This is a genomic window from Dysgonomonas mossii DSM 22836, assembly GCF_000213575.1.
Classification (GTDB): Bacteria; Bacteroidota; Bacteroidia; order Bacteroidales; family Dysgonomonadaceae; genus Dysgonomonas; species Dysgonomonas mossii.
Genome location: NZ_GL892007.1, coordinates 1 through 20,433, shown reverse-complemented (window position 1 = coordinate 20,433; position 20,433 = coordinate 1). Strand labels below are relative to the sequence as shown.

At 36.7% G+C, this 20,433-nt stretch carries 18 protein-coding genes and 1 rRNA gene; 3 read left to right on the top strand and 16 right to left on the bottom strand.

Annotated features, from left to right (window positions below; all coding sequences use genetic code 11):
* Positions 1-79 precede the first annotated feature (79 nt).
* The 5 genes from HMPREF9456_RS10215 to hcp form a co-directional block, all read right to left on the bottom strand.
* On the bottom strand, positions 80-2,971 hold the full coding sequence (locus HMPREF9456_RS10215) for a PD-(D/E)XK nuclease family protein (protein WP_006843447.1): 2,892 nt from the start codon (positions 2,969-2,971) through the stop codon (positions 80-82).
* 230 nt (positions 2,972-3,201) lie between these two features.
* Complete coding sequence (locus tag HMPREF9456_RS10210; protein WP_006843446.1) at positions 3,202-3,717, bottom strand: DUF1858 domain-containing protein; 516 nt, start codon at positions 3,715-3,717, stop codon at positions 3,202-3,204.
* A gap of 6 nt (positions 3,718-3,723) precedes the next feature.
* Positions 3,724-4,950: a DUF438 domain-containing protein gene (locus tag HMPREF9456_RS10205; RefSeq protein ID WP_006843445.1), complete on the bottom strand. Its 1,227-nt coding sequence runs from the start codon at positions 4,948-4,950 to the stop codon at positions 3,724-3,726.
* A 3-nt stretch (positions 4,951-4,953) separates the two neighbouring features.
* Positions 4,954-5,283 (bottom strand): cupin domain-containing protein, encoded by a 330-nt coding sequence (locus HMPREF9456_RS10200; RefSeq protein ID WP_006843444.1) that lies wholly within the window; start codon positions 5,281-5,283, stop codon positions 4,954-4,956.
* 31 nt (positions 5,284-5,314) lie between these two features.
* Positions 5,315-6,967 carry a hydroxylamine reductase gene (gene hcp, locus HMPREF9456_RS10195; RefSeq protein WP_026177095.1) on the bottom strand — a complete coding sequence of 551 codons (1,653 nt, stop codon included), beginning with the start codon at positions 6,965-6,967 and terminating at the stop codon, positions 5,315-5,317.
* A gap of 212 nt (positions 6,968-7,179) precedes the next feature.
* On the opposite strand from hcp, the gene HMPREF9456_RS10190 reads away from it, so the two are divergent.
* Positions 7,180-7,842: a Crp/Fnr family transcriptional regulator gene (locus HMPREF9456_RS10190; RefSeq protein WP_006843442.1), complete on the top strand. Its 663-nt coding sequence runs from the start codon at positions 7,180-7,182 to the stop codon at positions 7,840-7,842.
* Between the two features lie 78 nt (positions 7,843-7,920).
* On the opposite strand, the gene ccsA is transcribed toward HMPREF9456_RS10190, so the two are convergent.
* The 6 genes from ccsA to nrfH form a co-directional block, all read right to left on the bottom strand.
* Positions 7,921-8,700, bottom strand: a complete 780-nt coding sequence (gene ccsA, locus HMPREF9456_RS10185) for a cytochrome c biogenesis protein CcsA (RefSeq protein ID WP_006843441.1) — start codon at positions 8,698-8,700, stop codon at positions 7,921-7,923.
* An 18-nt stretch (positions 8,701-8,718) separates the two neighbouring features.
* Positions 8,719-8,928, bottom strand: a complete 210-nt coding sequence (locus HMPREF9456_RS10180; RefSeq protein ID WP_006843440.1) for a hypothetical protein — start codon at positions 8,926-8,928, stop codon at positions 8,719-8,721.
* A 29-nt stretch (positions 8,929-8,957) separates the two neighbouring features.
* Positions 8,958-9,995: a cytochrome c biogenesis protein ResB gene (locus HMPREF9456_RS10175; protein ID WP_147591747.1), complete on the bottom strand. Its 1,038-nt coding sequence runs from the start codon at positions 9,993-9,995 to the stop codon at positions 8,958-8,960.
* A gap of 22 nt (positions 9,996-10,017) precedes the next feature.
* Entirely contained in the window at positions 10,018-11,295 is a 1,278-nt protein-coding gene (locus HMPREF9456_RS10170) for an alginate export family protein (RefSeq protein WP_006843438.1), read from the bottom strand.
* A gap of 73 nt (positions 11,296-11,368) precedes the next feature.
* On the bottom strand, positions 11,369-12,865 hold the full coding sequence (gene nrfA / locus HMPREF9456_RS10165; RefSeq protein ID WP_006843437.1) for an ammonia-forming cytochrome c nitrite reductase: 1,497 nt from the start codon (positions 12,863-12,865) through the stop codon (positions 11,369-11,371).
* An 8-nt stretch (positions 12,866-12,873) separates the two neighbouring features.
* Positions 12,874-13,458 carry a cytochrome c nitrite reductase small subunit gene (gene nrfH, locus HMPREF9456_RS10160; protein ID WP_006843436.1) on the bottom strand — a complete coding sequence of 195 codons (585 nt, stop codon included), beginning with the start codon at positions 13,456-13,458 and terminating at the stop codon, positions 12,874-12,876.
* Between the two features lie 472 nt (positions 13,459-13,930).
* On the opposite strand from nrfH, the gene HMPREF9456_RS10155 reads away from it, so the two are divergent.
* On the top strand, positions 13,931-15,205 hold the full coding sequence (locus tag HMPREF9456_RS10155; protein WP_006843435.1) for a peptidase U32 family protein: 1,275 nt from the start codon (positions 13,931-13,933) through the stop codon (positions 15,203-15,205).
* Positions 15,206-15,210: 5 nt separating this feature from the next.
* On the opposite strand, the gene HMPREF9456_RS10150 is transcribed toward HMPREF9456_RS10155, so the two are convergent.
* The 5 genes from HMPREF9456_RS10150 to HMPREF9456_RS10130 form a co-directional block, all read right to left on the bottom strand.
* The gene (locus tag HMPREF9456_RS10150; RefSeq protein ID WP_018074968.1) at positions 15,211-15,552 is read right to left on the bottom strand and encodes an iron chaperone; all 342 of its coding nucleotides are present in this window, start codon (positions 15,550-15,552) and stop codon (positions 15,211-15,213) included.
* Positions 15,553-15,656: 104 nt separating this feature from the next.
* Positions 15,657-17,399, bottom strand: coding sequence for a vWA domain-containing protein (locus HMPREF9456_RS10145; RefSeq protein WP_006843433.1), 1,743 nt, complete (start codon positions 17,397-17,399; stop codon positions 15,657-15,659).
* Positions 17,400-17,540: 141 nt separating this feature from the next.
* The gene (locus tag HMPREF9456_RS10140; protein WP_006843432.1) at positions 17,541-17,933 is read right to left on the bottom strand and encodes an HIT family protein; all 393 of its coding nucleotides are present in this window, start codon (positions 17,931-17,933) and stop codon (positions 17,541-17,543) included.
* Positions 17,934-17,937: 4 nt separating this feature from the next.
* The gene (gene greA / locus HMPREF9456_RS10135; RefSeq protein WP_006843431.1) at positions 17,938-18,408 is read right to left on the bottom strand and encodes a transcription elongation factor GreA; all 471 of its coding nucleotides are present in this window, start codon (positions 18,406-18,408) and stop codon (positions 17,938-17,940) included.
* A gap of 174 nt (positions 18,409-18,582) precedes the next feature.
* A complete protein-coding gene (locus HMPREF9456_RS10130) occupies positions 18,583-19,755 on the bottom strand; it encodes a TlpA disulfide reductase family protein (protein ID WP_006843430.1) in 1,173 nt (390 codons plus the stop codon).
* Positions 19,756-20,252: 497 nt separating this feature from the next.
* On the opposite strand from HMPREF9456_RS10130, the gene HMPREF9456_RS10125 reads away from it, so the two are divergent.
* Positions 20,253-20,433: ribosomal RNA gene (locus tag HMPREF9456_RS10125) — 16S ribosomal RNA — on the top strand; the annotation flags it as partial.

Below are 20,433 nucleotides of genomic sequence, written 5' to 3'. Positions count from 1 at the left end.
ATAAAAAGAGAAAAGAATATAAATTTTCCATCTCTCTTTATTCAATCTTAGAAGCTCTTGGTGAGAATTTACGGATTTCTTATTTCTTGCAAATATTCGTGAATATACACCACTTACAAGCTTCTCCTGTAGGTGTTTGAGTGAATGATACTTCAGGGTCGAATATCTCATCGAGGCACATATCGAAATACTCTTTGAATTCTTCTCTATACATTGAGAAGTCTGTTATATGATCATCGTTGCGTCCCGATTTATTGATTACTCCCGGCTCAAATTTAGAGTCGAATAAATTTCGAAGGTAATATATGCCCGGTTCTATAATTTTATTCGGATACTTTCGCATATAAAGATGTGAATACATAAATACTTGCATCACAGCTTTAGGGCGATCTTTAAGATCTTTATCAAAAAGATCTTTCATTTCTTTATATCGTAAAACTCCCTTCCCTGTTTTATAATCTATAATGCGGGTTCGGCCTTTGAGTTCATCTACACGGTCGATAAATCCTTTTAAGGATACAGTTTTTCCAGATGGTAGACTATACTCCATTTTTATTCTTTCTTCTGAGTCTACATAGATAAAAGGTGTCAGCCCTGCATCAGTAACTAGAACCTGTTTGATGTATTTTCGCAGCACTTCTCCGGTCAGATAATTCTGTCCTGTCAGCTTTTTTATTTTGTCTGTTTTGAAATAGTTTTCGGCAAAAGATCGTTCTATATTTTCAGTCAACAGCTTTTCATCCTTTCTGATTTTGTGCAACAAGTCAGCAGTAATCATTTTCCCCTTAAATGGCTCATACAGCCATTCCATTATTGAGTGAAAGATTGTTCCAAACATACTAGCCTCTATCGTCTCCACTACCTCATCCTCTTCTGCCATGTTTTCTACCACAGAGAAATAAAATTGTAGAGGACAATTGAGATACATATTGATTGCACTGGCAGATAGTTGTTTGTCTCCTCCTTGCAAGAATACATTCATCTTTTCCTGTATCTCTGGAGTTTTAGATATTGAAATGGGAAGACTCTCGGTAGAAGAAACTTTATAGACAGTGAGTTTTTCCTTTATATCGAATGAATCGGCGTATAAATGTTTTATCTGTTTAAAATAACGGCTTACTTCACCCGATTGTAATCCTTCGGTACGAGTATCATACAAAAGATAGATTCGTTTAGCCCGGTTTATCAAACGATAAAAGTGATAAGCAAAAATGCTATCCTGATGCTCGTAAGTCGGCAAATCAAATCCTTTTCGAAGATTGTATGGTATAAAAGAACTGGTAGCGCGTTTGAGAGGGAAAATGCCTTCATTCATCGATAAGATAATAAGATTATCGAAGTCTAAAGCACGAGTTTCGAGCACTCCCATAATTTGTAATCCTGATAATGGCTCTCCCGTAAATGGCACGCTGATGTTTACTATCAACTTTTTCAATAACTTGAAATATGTTTCGATATTCATTTCAAAGGAAACGTTTTGCAAAGCATCGTTCATTTTATTGATCGTCTTGTAGTATTCCACAATGAATTCACCTTCAATGTCTACCGAACGGGCACTTATTAGCTCATCTTCGTTCTCTTTTTCTTTCTGAGTATACAGGGATTTTCTTAGTGTGGATAATATGTTTTTTAAATATTCAGGTGCATCGTACCAATTATCTATTGTTTTGAATATGAGTATAAATAATGGATGAATTTCTAATTCTTTGACAGATACTATAATCTTATTGTATTGAAGTATACTTTGCCTCAGATTTTTAGCTTCTTCTCCGGCTATGTTTGTTATATATCGGTGATTGAGTATAGCCAGTACCGGTTTATAATAAAAGCCTGCACTGTTTTCGGATCTTCTTACATTCTTTTGCAATTCAAAAATGTGTTCCATCAGTCCTGAAACAGAACTATTGTTCAGGCTATACCCCATTGTTATGTTTATCTTGTCTATCTCTTGAGGTATGGAGTAAAGCGTTGGCAATAAAAGATTTTCATCAGGCAGCACCAATGCCGTATTCATAGCTTGATCGGATGACACTATCTGATTTTCTGCCAATAAAGATTTGATGATTGTATGCACATATTTAGCCTGTCCTATAGAAGACGGAATGCCAATGGCTTCAACAGTCGGTTGATCAAAGCTTAATTCTTCGGGTTGTAATGATAGCTGAGATGGAAATTGCACCTTATTTTTATCCATAAAAAAAGATGCTTTGTTTTGAGGATCGCGCACCAAAGGAGATGAGTAATCCCAATAAAAATCGGCGATACCTTTTTTATGGAGGTAAGTAAGCAGTTTCTCTTCGGATTTGCTATGTCCGTTTAGCCCTATAAATATTATTTTTTCGTATGGAAGTTCATAATCCGGATTCTTCGAAAAAGAATCTATTACATCTCTAAAAATCATTCCTTCATAGGCTTGATCTTTTTCTGCAAGTTGGTATCTTAGAGAAGAGTATAGCTGAAAGAGTACTTCCCACATTTCGAGAAAGTCTTTTTTCTTTTCATTTTCTCCTACAGGCAAAAAGTTTGACCAGAAACGTCGTATAACCTCTATCTGTGTTTCGGTTAAGTATGAAAATCCGGCGTCAATATCTTTTAAATCTTTTATATTTCTGAACAGCTGTTGTGCATCAACCAAATATTTATCGATGTCGTCAAAATCATTGAGCAGCATTTCTCCCCAATATAGAAATTCATCGAAAGTTTCGTTGGTCTTACCTACTTGTTTGTATATATTGAACAACATAAAGAGCATCTCAATACGATCAGCTTTTTTATATGGACTTAGTTGTTCGAACAAGTCAGCTATTGTAAGTATCTGAGGGGAAAATATAGGTTTATCCGCTATCTGTGATAAGTAATGTTGGAAAAAAACTCCGGCTCTACGGTTCGGAAAAACAAAAGTATAGCGACTAATGTTTTGTCCATCGGCCTTATAGTATGCTTGAGCTACATTGTATAGAAAAGGAATCATTATTTTCGAAAGTAGGTAAATCAACTATATGCAAAAATACGAATTTAAGCTATTGACTGTATTATTTTCTTCAAAAGATTACCGGGCAAAGTTCTTATTCTTGAAGAAGTGCCTCATAATGAAAATAGATTCCTTACACAGCTATAAAGATTGTGGCTCCCTTATGAGAAAGGGATACATTTAGTATGCATCCCCTTCTCAATTTGGTTAAATGTCTAATTTCTATAATCTTACAAGGCACAATGATTTTGTTGCATGAAATAAGCTTTACCACTATTATACCATACTTCAAATCCTTTTGATTTTAGCAAATCCATGATTGGTACGGGCTTGAATGGTGCAGTTAATTCCATTATCTGATTGTTTTGCAATTCTTTTGATAACCGGATAATCTCATGCATGGGGTTTTCTCCCGACACTATAATAGGACGAGCATCAAACCTAATCGTGATATTGGTTTCTTCAAACCATTCCGGCTTATCTTTTTGTTCATTCTCTATATCTATTGATTCACTATTATTATCAATAGGTAACCCGGCGGCTTGGCGCAGAGTTTCAAGAAGTAGAATAGGAGAGATGCCTGCAACTTTTGCAGCTTGCTGCAATGTCGTAACCTTTGCCACAGTACGGCGCAGAATAGGATTCCGCAGTTTAGAGAATGCCGGAGAAAGCTCCAGTAGTGTACTCTCTAAGTGAGGATATGCATCCAGCAAATCTGAAACCTTTATATGCAGATTAATATCCATGACTCTTTATTTTGAATAAGAAAGTAACCTCTGATCTCCTTCCAGCTTTCGCAAGTCGGTTATATCCTGAGTAATTTCTATCACGCCTAAATATTCACCATCCTGTCCTCTGAGAGCAGTATAATCTATATGCACAAAGCGTCCTTTGAAATTAGATATCCAAAATGCGGCTTTGTTTTCTTTGCCGGTTTTGAAGTCTTCTATGATTTGTTCTACGATATGAACACTGTGTGGAGGATGGCACATACGTACATCACGCCCGATAATAGAACGATTTCGCTCAAATACACGATTAGGACTATGAGAAAAGAACTTTACTTTATCATCTTTATCAACAAATGTAATATCTACCGGAAGAGTTACAAAAAGAGCTTCTAGCTCCTTCATATCAAAGCTTCCTGAAGATAGCTTAATTGCATTGCCGGGCATAAAGATGGCTTCTTCTTGCTTTACAAGCTCGGGTTTCCACTCTACGCTTGGATCATAAAGGCAAAAACCATATATAGTAGTTTCCTTATGTATTTGATACCAATTTTCGTCAGTGAGTGTATCCAAGCACATTGGCAATAGAATTTGTTCTTCTTTCATTATCATGCCTTCTATTGCATCGATGGCCGGCTGCAAAACCAAAGAGCAAACTGTTTCCAGCTCTTCTTTTGTCAGTTCGCTTTTGAGAGCTTCATGAGCGGCTTTCAATAATTCCCGGGTTTCATCGTGTTTTCCCCACATCACCTTCGGCGGACCTGTAATTCCTGCCTTCTCCAGAAATGGAAACAATAGATATTCTTTGCGCAAATAGTGTTTATCTACATCCGATAGTTGATTAAAGAGGCTTCGCAATCCCATCGTATAATCTCCAATATCACTATCTTTCAAGTTCTTTAATACATCAAACATCCCATAAGTCAGGTCGATGCGCTTTTCCAGTTCTCTGTTTTCTTTGATAAAAGTATCTACAGGATGTCCATCAGGTACACCTTTAGCGGTTGATGTATCTATACTTCCATCGAGTACAGCCGTGTGTATATCACAGAGACGTAATATATCTTCTTCGGGAAGACCTTCAGCTATCAATTCCTGCTCTACCTCTACTACCTCATTGTATGGAACCGAGTGCAGTAAACTTATCAGACGGCTTTTCACTTGTTCGGGAGCTTCGCCGTTATGCAATTGAAGGATAAGATGTTTAAGTAACTCTTTTCTTTTTTCGGAATTATTGATTAGCTCGCTCATCGCTTATTCTTTTATCATGGTTAATAACATCTTAAAAGACTCTACAGCCTGAAGAGCATGAGTTATGTTAGCCGGCATTATAATAATTTCACCAGCCTTTACCCTGTGAGGTTCTCCATTTATGCGAATTTCAGCCTCACCATCCAGTACTTGTACAAGCGCATCGAAAGGTGCTGTATGCTCGCTAAGTCCTTGCCCCTTGTCGAAGGAAAATAATGTAACATTTCCTGCTCGGTTTTTAAGTATTTGTTTGCTTACTATTCCTCCTGTGGAATAATCGATTTGCCCCGCAATATTGAATACGGTTGCTTTAGCGAATGTATTTGTTTCCATTTTTAATGTTTTATGTAATTATGTGCTGACATTATGAAGCAAGAAACATCTTCATATCTTCGTCAGGTGTGGTAATAGAGCCAATACCAAAATTATCAACCAGCACTTTTGCCACGTTAGGCGATAAAAATGCAGGGAGTGTTGGCCCTAAGTGAATATTTTTTACACCGAGTGATAACAATGCAAGAAGAACGATAACAGCTTTTTGCTCGTACCATGCAATGTTGTATGCAATCGGTAATTCATTAATGTCATTTAGTTCGAAAACTTCTTTAAGCTTTAGTGCAATCAAAGCGAGAGAGTAACTGTCGTTACATTGTCCGGCATCTAGAACACGAGGGATACCGCCTATATCGCCTAGAGGCAATTTGTTGTAGCGATACTTAGCACAACCGGCAGTAAGGATAACTGTATCTTTAGGTAGATTTTCTGCAAATTCAGTATAATAGTTACGTCCTTTCATACGACCGTCACAACCTGCCATTACAAAGAACTTACGTATAGCTCCTGTTTTTACAGCATCAACTACCTTATCAGCAAGTGCGAATACCTGTGCGTGAGCAAATCCTCCGATAATTTCTCCCGACTCTATTTCAGTAGGGGCTTTGCATTGTTTTGCATGCTCTATCAATTTTGAAAAATCTTTAGGCTGTCCGTCTTTTCTGTCTTCTATATGTTGGAAGCCGGTAAACCCTGATGCACCGGTGGTGTATACCTTATCTGCGTAGGTTGAAGTAGATCGTGGAGGTACAATACAGTTAGTTGTAAATAGTATCACGCCATTAAATGATTCAAAGTCTTCGTTCTGACGCCACCAAGCACTACCATAGTTGCCTACAAAATGGCTATATTTCTTAAATGCAGGGTAGTAATGTGCCGGGAGCATTTCGCTGTGTGTGTACACATCTACGCCTGTTCCTTCTGTTTGTTCCAATAGGTCTTGCATATCACGCAAGTCGTGACCAGAGATAAGAATTCCCGGATTATTGCGAACCCCGATATTTACTTTTGTAATTTCAGGGTTTCCGTATGTAGAAGTATTTGCCTTATCAAGCAAAGCCATTGTTTTTACACCATATTCACCACATTTAAGCACAAGTACAGTAAGCTCATCTCCACTCAATTCTTGGGTTGTTGCTACTAAAGCTTCTTGCATAAAAGCATGGATGTCATCATCCTCATATCCTAGATTTGATGCATGTTCAGCGTAAGCAGCCATTCCTTTGATACCATAAATAAGAAGTTCTCGCAACGAGCGAATATCTTCGTTTTTGGTTTCAAGGATTCCTACATTTCCAGCCTTCACTTCCATTTCTTTTACGCTTTCGGTAGTCCAAGTAATACAGTCACAATCTAGGTCGGGAGAAGTGTTGCCTCCTTTAGCTTTTAATTCGAGTAAAAGTTCGTCTCGCAAATTTATAGCTTCACGTACACGTATTACGAAACGCTCTTTGTCGAAGTTTGCATTGGTGATTGTCATAAATAATGACTCCATTACAAAGCGGTTTGTGTAAGCGGGTATCTTTACACCTGCTTTACGTAATTCTACAGTACTGTATGAGATCCCTTTGAGAAGAAACATTAACAGGTCTTGAAGATTAGCAACCTCCGAAGTTTTTCCACAAACACCTTTTATCGTACAGCCTGTATTGTGAGCTGTTTCCTGACACTGATAACAAAACATATTCATATCCTTAGTTTTTTAGTTAATTATTTTTTATAGAATGATTATTCCTTTATTTCTGATAAATTGGCTATATAGTAAATTTAACTCCTGATTATTGTGACCAACCTGTTATTTCCTATGCAAACATACGATGGTAGTGAAACTAAAATCGTAACATTTGTTACGACTATAAATTATTTTTTATAACTTTGTAAAAAAATTACAAGACTATGAACCCTGACTTACTTTTTTTCTGTACAATGTGTCGCGAAAAATCTCAGGACGAGATTGCCCGACTAAAGTGTACAATAGATCATACTATAAAGCATTATAAAAAAGGAGAATACATCGCCTATCAGGGTGATGTTATTTCGCAGCTATATATGTTGTCTAAAGGGAAAGTAAAAACAGAGATCGTTTCCGATTCAGGGCTTACTCTATCAGTAGAAGAAATTTCAGCTCCTTATCCTTTGGCAGCTGCCTTTATTTTTGCAGAAAACAATCGTTTTCCAGTAGATGTGATAGCGCTTGATGATAGCGAAATCTTATTTATCACCAAAGACTCTGTGGAGAAACAAATGGCTAAATGTCCCGGATTTTTGCGAGGATTTATGGCCTTCAATGCAGATCGTGTACAATTTTTATCCGAAAGGCTCAAAATATTCTCACAAAAAGGAATTAAAGCTAAAATAGCATATTACATTTTACAGCACGATAAAAACGGATCTTTTGAATTAGGAAAGAGTATCGCATCTCTTGCCGAGTATTTTGGTGTAGAACGTCCTTCCCTATCCAGAGCTATTTCAGAAATGGCTGCCAGTGGAATCATAGAATTTGAAGGAGGTAAAGGTAAAATACTAAACTATAATGAAATAAAAGAATTGTTAGGATAGTTGATATCCGAATACTTTTTGCCTTACTCAATAATAATTGAGAACAAAAAATTTGATTATCTCTATCTTACTGTATTGTCAATACACATGTACACTACCTTGTGCGGCCGGTAGGTAATTTACTCCAATCCAAGTTATCATCAGTAATATGAATGCAATAGGCAATGCCCAAAGCGCAACTTTATCATATTTACCATACAGTCTTATATGTATATATGCGAGATAAGCCATGGAAGTAACAAAAGCCCATGTTTCTTTAGGATCCCATGACCAATAGTGCCCCCATGCTTCTTTTGCCCATACAGCACCCATAAGCATTCCTAATATAAGGAACCCAAATCCTACATAAACGATGTTATCTATAAAATTAAATATCTTATCATCAGAATAGCCATTACGATGTACTTTTCGTAATTGCACAAAAGCTCCGATAGTAGCAGCTCCAAACATAGCGTAAGAAAGAATGTAGGATGTGACATGAGGTACAAACCATTCGCTCTGGAGAGCAGGCATCAAATTTTTAGAATGTATTTCGGGCTTAAATAAATTGATAAACACAAAAACGGATGCTACCAATGCAGAGAAAGATAATAGCCAAGGATATTTCCATCTGCGATAAGCTAGGTATCCGACCGAAGACAGAAAGAAAGAATACCATAAGCGAGTTTCACCCATCGTTCTCATTGGCGGACGTTCGATATGTATCCAGAAGCCTGCGATAAATGCAGCAAATACAGCAATACCACATAGCATTAATATATCAGCTAATCGCTTTTGAGGTCGATACACTATAATTCCGGCCGAAAACCAGAGCATCACAGCAGGAAGTGCAAACCATATAAAATTATTCCAATTCATATTCTTATCTTAGTACTATTATTCTTTGTTGTTATCATTCTCATTTCGGTTTCTAACCAATCTGCCATTCCAAATTAAAGCGATTGAACCCAGAGCTATAAAAATAAATCCGATATATACGGGTATAACCCAAGGATCGTATACAAGTTCCATGCTACTGTATGAAGATAAGCGTCCGGCCTGATTATCGTATCCATATTGATAGATTGTCCAGCTTCCTATACGCATTGGTTTATTTACTTCTACCGTTCCTTTTTTTATTGTGCCGTCAGGTGTGTATGTTCTATATCCGACATGAATCGTTTTGGCTCAGGGACGCTCATTACCACACACTGGTGTTCATCGAGGGGAAGGGTCATATAAAGTTGTGCCTGATTTCCTCCGCATATCCATCCGGTGGTATCTTTACCTTGAGATACATTGAATGCCCGTATTTTGGCAGCCGGAGTTGCTCCGGGCATAGGTACCTCCCTATAGGTACTATCGCTGTTGCGCACCGCCTGATGAATATATTCTTTCAATTCAATCTTCCATTCATTAAGTTGTCCTTCAGTTATTTCTGTATCTATCTGATAATAGTCCGGTTTGTCTTCTGGCAGAGGTTTTCCACTTTTACGATCTATAATAGTTAGCTTGGGAGGATATTCTTCCATATCAAAATCGTTGAGCTGTATGGCGATGGGTAGTTCTTTTACGTTTTCATCTTCATCATAAACTCTCCACTCTAATTCTCCTTCACGTACGTGCATCAGATAACGTTCAATATCAGCATGTCCTAGTCCTGCTGCGAAAAGTGTAATCCATAGTCCGATATGATTCAAGTAAAATGCGTAGTCCTTCTTGCGAAAATTAAACAAACGGCGAACGATAAGACAGCCAAGCGATAGTAGGGTGATAAAGTAAATTAGTATAAAAGCCCATGAACTTGTCATGCTGTCGAAACCCAAACGTGAAAATATATTTGCCGATATTTCATCCGCATGGTTTGTCGTTTGTGGTGTAAGCCCCATGATGATCGTAAGAATGAGTAATGCTGAGATTAAACAGACTGAAGAGGGAATACCACTAAACCATAGTATGAAATGGCTCTTACGCACAAAAAGCGAAAGAATACATAAAATCAGTGTAATAGCTCCGACCAAAAGATTGGAAGGGAATGCCAATAAATAAAAATTAAAATTACCAATTGTGAGTTGAAGGAGAAATCCGACCAAAAGGATTCCGCACGTAGCAACAATGCTTTCAGGATATCCCCAAGGCTGTTGCCACATTTTTCGATTATTTGTTTTTTCCATCTGCTTATATAGAAGAGAGCTATTATTTTTTTGTCGAGAATAGTTTAGGTGTTATATTTATAGATACCCATCCCCAATCTTGCCAGCTTTTATGGTATCCACCTTTTACTACATCCATCGACTTACTTCCAAGCATGAACGAATAGCCTGCCATAAGTTTTACATCAGGCATGATAGACCAATTTACCTGAAAGTCAAACTCAGAACCTAAACCTTTGTCTATTCTTTCATTTGATACAACAACTTCATTTGCAGTCAAGAAATAATGATAATTCAAAGATAGGTCTACTTTCTTCGAAGGCTTGTAGTAAATGGCAAGTTGATTATCCCATAATCCCGGATTGATACCATTCACAAATGGAGATGCATAGAAGTAATCCATTGTTCCGTAGAACTTATGGTGTGTGCCATACAACGGATCAAATGCTTTTTGCTTTGTGTCATCTTGCTTGTTTCCACTCAGATAGTCACTGCCTACACCTAATGACCATTTAGGGTCTATTTTGAAACCTGCAAAAAGACTTCCCATAAAGGCTGATACTTCTTTATTTGACTTATTTTTTCCTGTTTGATAATAAAAAGAACCTTTGATATCCCAACCATTTGCTATATAAGTCAAATAAGTCCCAAAGGTTTGCATATACTTGTTGGATGAATCTTCTTCGCTTCCGTACTGAAGACCCAGATTCATTGCAAGTAATGAGATGCCGAATGGGTTCTCTTTGTTTCCATAGTGATACCAAAGTGTTTGCATATTTTTATAAGGCTGTCCTCCGGTCTCATAAAAACTTCCTCCTTTTATTTTTTCATCATTCTGGTTTAATGCTAGCATTAAATGTAAAGTGTTTATTTTATCCGCATACCCTAACTTTAATACATCATGATAGCGTCCCGAAACGTTCCAATCGAGCCCGCCTAATATACGTTCATCGTCATAAGATAAGGCTTGTCTTCCTAATTGGGCAAAGAATCCGTTGTTAAAATACAATTTAGCCCATGCTTCGTTTAGCATGAAGCGTCCATTTTTATCTACTTGCGGATCTTGTCCCCAAACTCCAACGTGCTGTCCTGATAATTTTAATTCCAGATTTGAACGTTGAAAGTCCATAGAGATTCGAGCACGGTTGTTAATGAATGTAGCAGGGCGTTCTCCTTCATTTCTAGGGAACAAGGCTCCATTGCGATATTCTCCGCGTGATCGTAGTTGCGCCGATATGGAAAATATGTCTTCTTGATTATTCTCTTGTGCTAATAATGTGAGAGGGAGTAATAGCAACCCTATTATGAAAATCTTTCTCATAATGATTATGGTTTAAAAAGCGCCTGCAAATGCTATATTAGATGAATGCAGACGCCCTCTAGGTAAGAAAAAATTAGTTCATAGCCAGCTTTCCTTCTGATTTGGCTTTTTCTATCCAAGTAGGAAGTGTTGTTTTAATCCACTTATCTTTATCTTCACGAAGCTTTTTCATATCCAATCCGATATATTCCTGAGCTTTTGATTTTGTAGAAATATCCGGCATTTTAACGTCTGCAACTCCAAGAGTGAATAATACTTTTTGTAGTTCCAATTGTGCCTGTAGAGTACGATCTAAGCTATGAGCAAGGATACGTTGAGTTTCTACAGGAGCATGGAAGGATGCGCCATGAGATGCCACGGCAAAATCCCAACGCCATTGAGCCTGGCGAATCAATTTCAAAGACTCTTTCATTTTAGCTTCATCTGCACCATTGTCCCATGCTGCTTTAGCCATTACATGGGCTTTAGCCAGTTCAACTTCTATTCTGTTTCTAATCTCTAATGCCTTATCCTGATATTGATAAACATAATTTTTTAGATTCTCTTCACTATCTCTATGGCATGTTTGGCATGTTGATGATACGTTTTTAAGCGGACTCATTACCTGATGGTTAGAGTATTTAATACCTCCTTCGGACATATATGGCATGTGACAGTCGGCACATGACAATCCACGTTGAGCGTGTGGTCCTAAAAGGAAAATTTCATAGTCAGGATGCTGTGCTTTTAGCATTGGAGCTTTGCTCAGATGATGTACCCAGTCTGTATAGTTTGCATTGTCATAATATTCTTCCATCGATTCTACTGTCATACCTCCATCCCAAGGGAAGGTTAGATATTTACCGTCACCCTTAAAGAAATATTCGACATGACATTGGGCACACACCAGTGAACGCATTTCCTGAGGAGTTGCTTTTGTAATATCTTTGCCTTGACGCTCAAAGGCCTCTATCAAAGCCGGGCGAGTGATAGTCAGATTCATCGTTTTTGGATCGTGACAATCGGCACAACCTACAGGATTTACAATCTCACTGCCAAACTGACTCCATGAGGCTTTGTAAAAATTCTCTATTCCTACTTCATGCATCATTCGTGGTACATCAGGACTCTTACAAGCCCAGCAAGTAGACGGTTGCATGTCTTTGTGCTCATGATCAGGTGTTCCGGTACGAAGAGTATGTGTCACATCTTCTATCGTATACATATGCCCGCGTGGAGCCGAATAATCTCTGGAAAATGCATAACCTGCCCAAAGAACAACCATTTCGGGACGACTTTCGAGTACATCTTCAGGCATATTGCCTAAATGCTTACTACGAAAATCCATTTCTTTTGTTTTTTTCCAAGTATCGTATTCACGAGGATAATTGATACCCCATTCTTCACTATTGGTATTAATTCCTGTAATTTCTATCTTTTTATTATTATACAGAGTCGCTATTTCAGCTCTACGTTCTGTAATAGATGCTGCTAAAAGTCCAAGCATAAATACCAAAACCATTACTACTGCAAAAATCCCCCATCCAATGATCGGTTTTCGCCTGATTGCTTCTGCTAATTTCTTTAACATATTGGATCTTATTTTTTATTTTTCATAATATTATTCAACCAGTCAGGTACTGCTGACTTTGGTAACGGAACAATTGCGTTCGGTGAAGAAGATAGATTACTCACGATGGTGTGAGGAACTTCCCGATGACAATCCCAACACGCTTTTCCTTCGCCCTCTTTTACTTGTGTATAGTTTATCATACCTGTATTCACAAATTCTGTATTCAATTGAGTATGACAGCGAATGCAGTTATCCATGATTACTTTTTTACTGGCATCTCGAGGACGGATAACCTGTGGCTCAGCATTTAATGTAAATACTGCAGCATGGTAAAGTCCATCCATAGCTTTGAATGCATATTTATTTATGACATTATCATGTGGTACATGGCAATCGTTGCAATTGGCCCATTCTCGGTGTGCGCTGTGTTGCCATGTTTGATAATAAGGGGTCATTATATGGCAATTGATACAAGCTTCGGGCTCATCAGACAGATAAGAATGTGCCCGCGACATATAGGCCGTGTATCCGCCAAGTCCGGCTATCATTCCCGCTATAACAAATAGTGGAACAACAAAATTCCGTGGTATTAGATCTAGAAGTTTTCTCATTTTATTTACCAATGAATACTGTTATTAAACAAAGATATTGTTTAGATATGATAATTGCCGTAACAAATGTTACGTAGTGTTATTTTTTATTAATTTATTAAGAACTACTTATATCATCTTTTCCCTTCGGAGAGTTCTTGAAAGATGTTATCTTGCTTCAATGAATAATTAAAGTCATGTCATAATATTTAAGAATAAAGTATCTCTTTATTGAAATAATTTATTTGTAATAGATACTTATACAGATTTTTTTAGTTGTATGAGAGTGAACCGTTATAAAAGACGTATATAAATGTTTGTTATTCACGCTAAAATACAAATTATTTTTTATTCTTCAAAGAATTTTGTTCTTTGTTTTAACTTTTTATTGGTTTAAGGTTTAGCTTGATCTCTATTTGCCCTTTTCATCTAAAAACGGTAATTTTGCGCACTGCTTTTTTTAAGCACTAAAAAAAACATACAAAAGAAAGAAATGAATAAGAAGATATCAGATTTTGAAATAATGGCACCTGTTGGCTCTTACGACTCTTTGGCTGCGGCTATACAGGGTGGGGCAAACTCTATTTACTTTGGAATAGAAGGGCTGAATATGCGAGCCAAGTCCTCTAATAACTTTACAATGGATGACCTGAAGCAGATAGCGGCTATATGTAAAGAAAATGGACTAAAGAGCTATCTGACGGTGAATACAATTATTTACGACAATGATATCTCGTTGATGCACCAAATTGTAAATGCTGCAAAAGAGGCTGAGCTTTCAGCCGTAATTGCTTCGGATGTAGCTGTGATGATGTATGCGCGCAGTATCGGTGTTGAAGTTCATTTATCTACACAATTGAATATTACGAATACAGAGTCCTTAAAATTTTACGGGCAATTTGCTGATGTTGTTGTACTGGCACGCGAACTCAATCTCGATCAGGTAGCTTCTATCTATAAAGATATTGTAGAGCAAAACATAAGAGGCCCTAAAGGTGAGCTTATTCGTATCGAAATGTTTGCTCATGGAGCTTTGTGTATGGCTGTGTCAGGTAAATGTTATCTGAGCTTGCACGAAAGAGATTTATCAGCAAATAGGGGCGCATGCAATCAACTGTGCCGCCGCAGCTATATTGTAAAAGATAAGGAATCGGATATCGAACTCGAAATAGACAACGAATATATCATGTCTCCAAAAGATTTGAAGACCATTCATTTTATGAACAAAATGATGGATGCTGGAGTACGTGTATTTAAAATAGAAGGGCGTGCTCGTGGGCCAGAATATGTGCGCACTGTAGTCGAATGTTATAAAGAAGCAGTGCAAGCCTACTGTGAGGATACATATACAGAAGAAAAGATTGAAAAGTGGGACGATCGCCTTGCTACGGTCTTTAATCGAGGATTTTGGGATGGTTATTATCTTGGTCAGAAACTAGGGGAGTGGTCTAGTAATTATGGCTCAGGTGCAACGAAACGAAAAATATACATAGGTAAAGGTCTTAAATATTTCTCAAATCTTGGTGTTGCCGAATTCTTGATGGAAACACAATCGTTGAAGGTTGGTGACGAAATACTTATTACCGGACCTACTACTGGAGCTGTAACACAGATCGTAGATGAAATTAGAGTTGACCTTCAACCTGTAGAAGAGACAGTAAAAGGCGAAAAATTCTCTATTAAAGTAAATGAAAAAATCAGACCTTCAGATAAACTATTTAAGTTGGTTGAAGTAGAACGGAAGAAGAAGTTTGTGGAAAAAATATAGCAATATTATTTTTTCAGATTCCTTTTTATATTGAACTTCACGATCCTCGTAACTAGATTCAATGGTAAAGGTTTATCCAGAGGTAACTGTATTGTACCTTTCGATGTTTTGTATTGAGTAAGTTCTTCTTCGAAGGCAATAATAGCTTCTACACCCGGGTATAAACCGATGTGCTTTTTATGACCTGCAAAGTGTATAAGATTCCCATTCTGATGAAATGTGGGCATTTGCCAACTGATTTTTTCTATAGCATCAGGTGCGGCTTTTTTGATGGTTGTTCTTAGTTTCTTCATCAATACTTGAATGTTCTCAGGAAATGAAGCTATATATCCATCTATATTTTGCATAATTATAATGTTTAGCTCTAATAAAATAAATTTGTAAGGCTTGAAAATTAAATTCAAGCCTTACAAATTTATTTAAACTTATTTCATTTACAATAAATTACAAATCAATTTTTTGCTAATCCTTGAGCTGTTTGCATTAATCTTACAAATTCTCGGCGATACCCCTGCTTATCTTCTCCATATCCTTTTTGAGCTAATGCAATAGCTTTGCTATAGCTACCTTCTCCTTTGTATTGAGAGTCTTTTATAATTTGCCCGAACATGGCAACAGCCGAAGCAAAGCGAAAATCGTCAGAAACATTATCACCCTTGTCATCTATTAACGGAACTTCTATTTTCTGACTTTGGTCGCTGTTTGGTTGTTTATATCTCAATTTTACGGTTAAGAGATCAGGATATTTATTTGCTACAAATATATTTTGAGTGGATACACTGGTTTCTTTCTGATACTTTAGAGGATCAACATTTCCTATTAGATTGCTTTTTATACCTGTGGGTATAACCTCATAAAATGCAGTAACTGTATGACCGGCACCCATTTCTCCCGCATCTTTTGTATCATCGTTAAAGTCTTCTTTGTTTAGTAATCTCGTTTCGTAACCTACTAGCCTGTATGCTTGTACCTTTGTTGGGTTAAATTCTATTTGTAATTTCACATCTTTAGCTACAGTATACATTGTTGCCCCAAATTCGTTTACTAAGACTTTATTTGCCTCTTGTAAATTATCGATATATGCATGATTTCCATTTCCGGCTTGTGCCAGAGTTTGCATCTTGCTATCTTTGTAATTGCCCATTCCATAACCTAATATGGAAAGAAACACTCCACTCTTGCGCTCTTGTTCTATCAACGCTAGCAGACCATCGTTACTTGAAACCCCTACATTGAAGTCGCCATCTGTGCATAAAATAATACGATTATTACCACCTTTTATAAAGTTTTGCTTTGCTATTTTATATGCAAGTTGTATACCGGCTCCTCCTGTAGTCGAACCTCCTGCGTTCAGATTGTCAAGCGCTTCTTTTATTTTTTGTTTGTTCGCTCCCGATGTCGAAGGTAAAACTTCTCCTGCAGAGCCTGCATATACAACTATAGCTACACGATCTTTCTCTCTAAGATTGTTTGTCAGTAGTTTTAATGATGACTTTACAAGGTCAAGTCGTGTAGCGCCATACATCGATCCCGAAACATCTATAAGAAAAACAAAGTTTGAAGCCGGGAGATTTTCTCCTGCCATACTGCGTGCCTTTAATCCGATTTTTACCAAACGATTTTGACTATTCCAAGGACAATTGCCTACTTCTGTAGATATTTTTATAGGGTCGTTCCCTGTAGGTTCTGTATAATTGTAGCTAAAGTAATTAATGAGTTCTTCTATTCTCACTGCATCTTTGTTGGGTAGACTTCCCCGGTTTATAAAACGGCGCATATTGCTATACGATGCTGCATCTACATCTACCGAAAATGTAGAGAGTGGATCTTCGTTTGCTAAACGAAACCTATTTTCCGAAAATTGGCTATATTCTTCATCTTGCAGATTGTCGTATGGCGAAGATTCCATTCTTAAAGATGATATTGAACGACTTGTTGTCATCTCTAATGCACTGACATCGGCTACAGATATATCCATCTTGCTTTTTCGCACATCACCTAAGGATATTTGCTTTTCGTCTTGAACTATATATGCATCACTTAGCGGTGAAGATTGATTCGTTTCAGATTCAGTCTTAGGTGTGATTGTTGTATTTTCAGCTGTCTTAGAATCTTGTACTTTTGTTTTGTTACTGCTACAAGAAAATAATAGGAAAACAGAAAGTACTAAAATGATTGTTTTGTAAGTTTTCATAATCCATCTAATTTTGGTGAATATTATTCTATTTACTATATAGATAGATTTTCTACTAAATTCCATAAAACGATATGAACTAAAATAAAAAAGGTGAGAGTATGTACTCCCACCAATTCAGTATTATATTTGTTATAAGTCTTAGATGTTTTCTCTGATTTTTTTTGCAATTTCTTCAAATTCAAATTGCTCAATCTTTATTCTTGGATTTGAAAGGCTCATATCTGATTCTTTATTAATAGGAACCAAGTGTATATGAGCATGAGGAACTTCAAGGCCTACAACCATTATACCTACACGTTTGCAAGTAATGGTTTTCTCAATAGATTTTGCAACTTTCTTTGCAAAAATGACCATATCTTTTAAAATATCGTCGTCAAGATCGAATATATAATCGACTTCTTGCTTAGGAATGACAAGGGTATGCCCTTTTGCCATCGGATTTATATCCAAGAATGCAAAGAACCTCTCATCTTCAGCCACCTTATATGATGGTATCTCACCCTTAACAATTCTACTGAAAATACTAGGCATAAGTTTATAATGATATATCCATTATTTCGAAACTCATAATTCCCGAAGGAACTTTTATTTCGGCTACATCTCCCACTTTCTTCCCCATCAATCCTTGCGCGATAGGAGTGTTTACAGCCATCTTGTTTTCTTTCAAGTTAGCTTCACTTTCGGCAACGATCGTATATGTCATCTTTTGGTTATTTTTCGTATTGCGTATTGTAACCTTGTTCAATATTTGCACAACATCTGTTCCTATTGAATCTTCATTGATCAGACGAGCATTTGCCAATAGATTTTTCATTTGGGCTATTTTAGCTTCAAGTAGCCCCTGAGCCTCTTTGGCGGCATCGTATTCAGCATTTTCAGATAAGTCTCCCTTGTCTCTAGCCTCTGCTATTTGTTTCGATATAGCAGGCCTTTCTGTAGTTTCAAGAGTGTTGATTTCTTCTTTCAACTTTTTGTAACCTTCTGCGGTCATGTAAGTGATAGCCATGGTAATTAAAAATTAAATTAATTCCTACTGTTTTTTAAATTTTTGATTGTTTTTAAAGCGACAAAAAGAAAAAGAATTCCTGCCGTTAAAGGCCAGAACTCCTTTTCCTTTTTCATTTTATCAAAAACAAAGATATAGTATATTTTTCGTATTTTCAAATATTTGGAAATACTTTTATAATAATTTTTGAACTTCTGAAGCTAGGTTATCAGTAGATAAAATTCTTTTTACAATCTCTCCATTCTTGTTTAATAAATATGTAGTAGGGAAGCCTTGAATGTTGAATTTTGCAAGCCATTCAGAGTTGAGTAGTTTGCTATCTCTTACACATACCCAAGGTAAATTTGTTGCTGCATTTTTCCATGCATGTATATCCGTGTCAAAAGATACTTGGTATACTTCTACATTTCCTTTATTCTTACTATATACATTATTGATAAGTATATTGTGCGCCGGAGAAAAATCTGTTTGATATGCGGTAAAATCGAGTATAACAACCTTTCCTTTCAAAGAAGATAAACTTACTTCCTTATTATTAATATCAGGTAGTGTTATATTGTAAAATACACTGTGATCTGCCGCCGCCGTATTCTCTAACTTTTTCATTGTTTCTTCCTGACTAGCCATTTGTTTCAACTCGGCCAAGGTAGTCAATGTAAAAGTCTTTAAATGTTCTGCCCGTGGTGATTTTGACTTATACAAATCCCAAACGGTAGCAACAGCCCTAAAAGCTACTAAGTCATTTTTATCATATGGATCGAATATAAGGTATCCATCTACCTTTTGAAATAAAGCAAAATAGCTGGCTAAGCTTTTTGAATCAGACAAGATTAGATCTTTAGCTTTAGTTTTGTATTCATCCAGTGCTTTTTGAATTTCTACGACATATTGATCTTGTGATATTCCTTTACTTTCAAATTGTTTTCTCAAGTCAGACACAGTCCGACTAAGCTTGTTTTGGGCAAAAACAATATCTTTTATTTTCACAGAGCCTTCAGATCCTTCTATTGTATATTCCGATGCAAATGTAGGCTTGCTAGCATGTACAGTAATTGTTTCTATAGAGTCTATTGCTAAGTTTATGGATTGCTTATCCATTCTTAGTAGATAGAATTCTGGATAGCCTAATGCAGGCTCTTTAAACTTGAAGTTTCCATCTGCATCTAGTTTTACTGAGTCTATTATTGTTGTTTCATTTAAAGACCGTCTTTCTAGATATAGCATTGTTGTGTCGGCATTGGCAATCTTACCCTCTACTGTAAAATAAGGGCCTTTATTCTGACAAGATGCAAAAGATATGACCGCAAGAGTAATAATAGATAACTTGGAAAAAAAAGATGTTTTCATGTATAATGCATGTTATATTATATAAGTATTTAGCGGAACAAAGATATTAATTATAATTATTATGTGATTCTCCCCAAGTATTTCTTTCCAAAATATTTTTCATATATATAATTATAGTAAGGTTTAGATTGATCTTTTTGAAGGATGATCTTATGACCAATAAACAATAATTGATTAAGTTATTTTGTTTAAGGTGTTTGTATATTTCGGTTAAAATATTTTTAAAAAAAGGCATTAAAATATTTGGAGATGTATAAATAAAATGCATATCTTTGCACCCGCTTTGATAGAGAACACGGCGCATAAAAAGAGGGTTTCGGCCACTTGTTTAAGTCCGGAGATTTTCGCTAAGCGATTAGAAAACGATCTTTGAAATAATGACAACATATGAGTGTAGTACAATAGCACTTTGGTGCTAAGAAATATTATACCGTCAATTTACTTAATAAGTAAAAAGAGCAGGACAGGATCACGAAAGACTTAGAAAAAAAGAATATACAAAGAAGAGTTTGATCCTGGCTCAGGATGAACGCTAGCGATAGGCCTAACACATGCAAGTCGAGGGGCAGCATAGAGTAGCAATACTTTGATGGCGACCGGCGCACGGGTGAGTAACACGTATGCAACCTACCTACATCAGGGGAATAACCCGGAGAAATTCGGACTAATACCGCATAA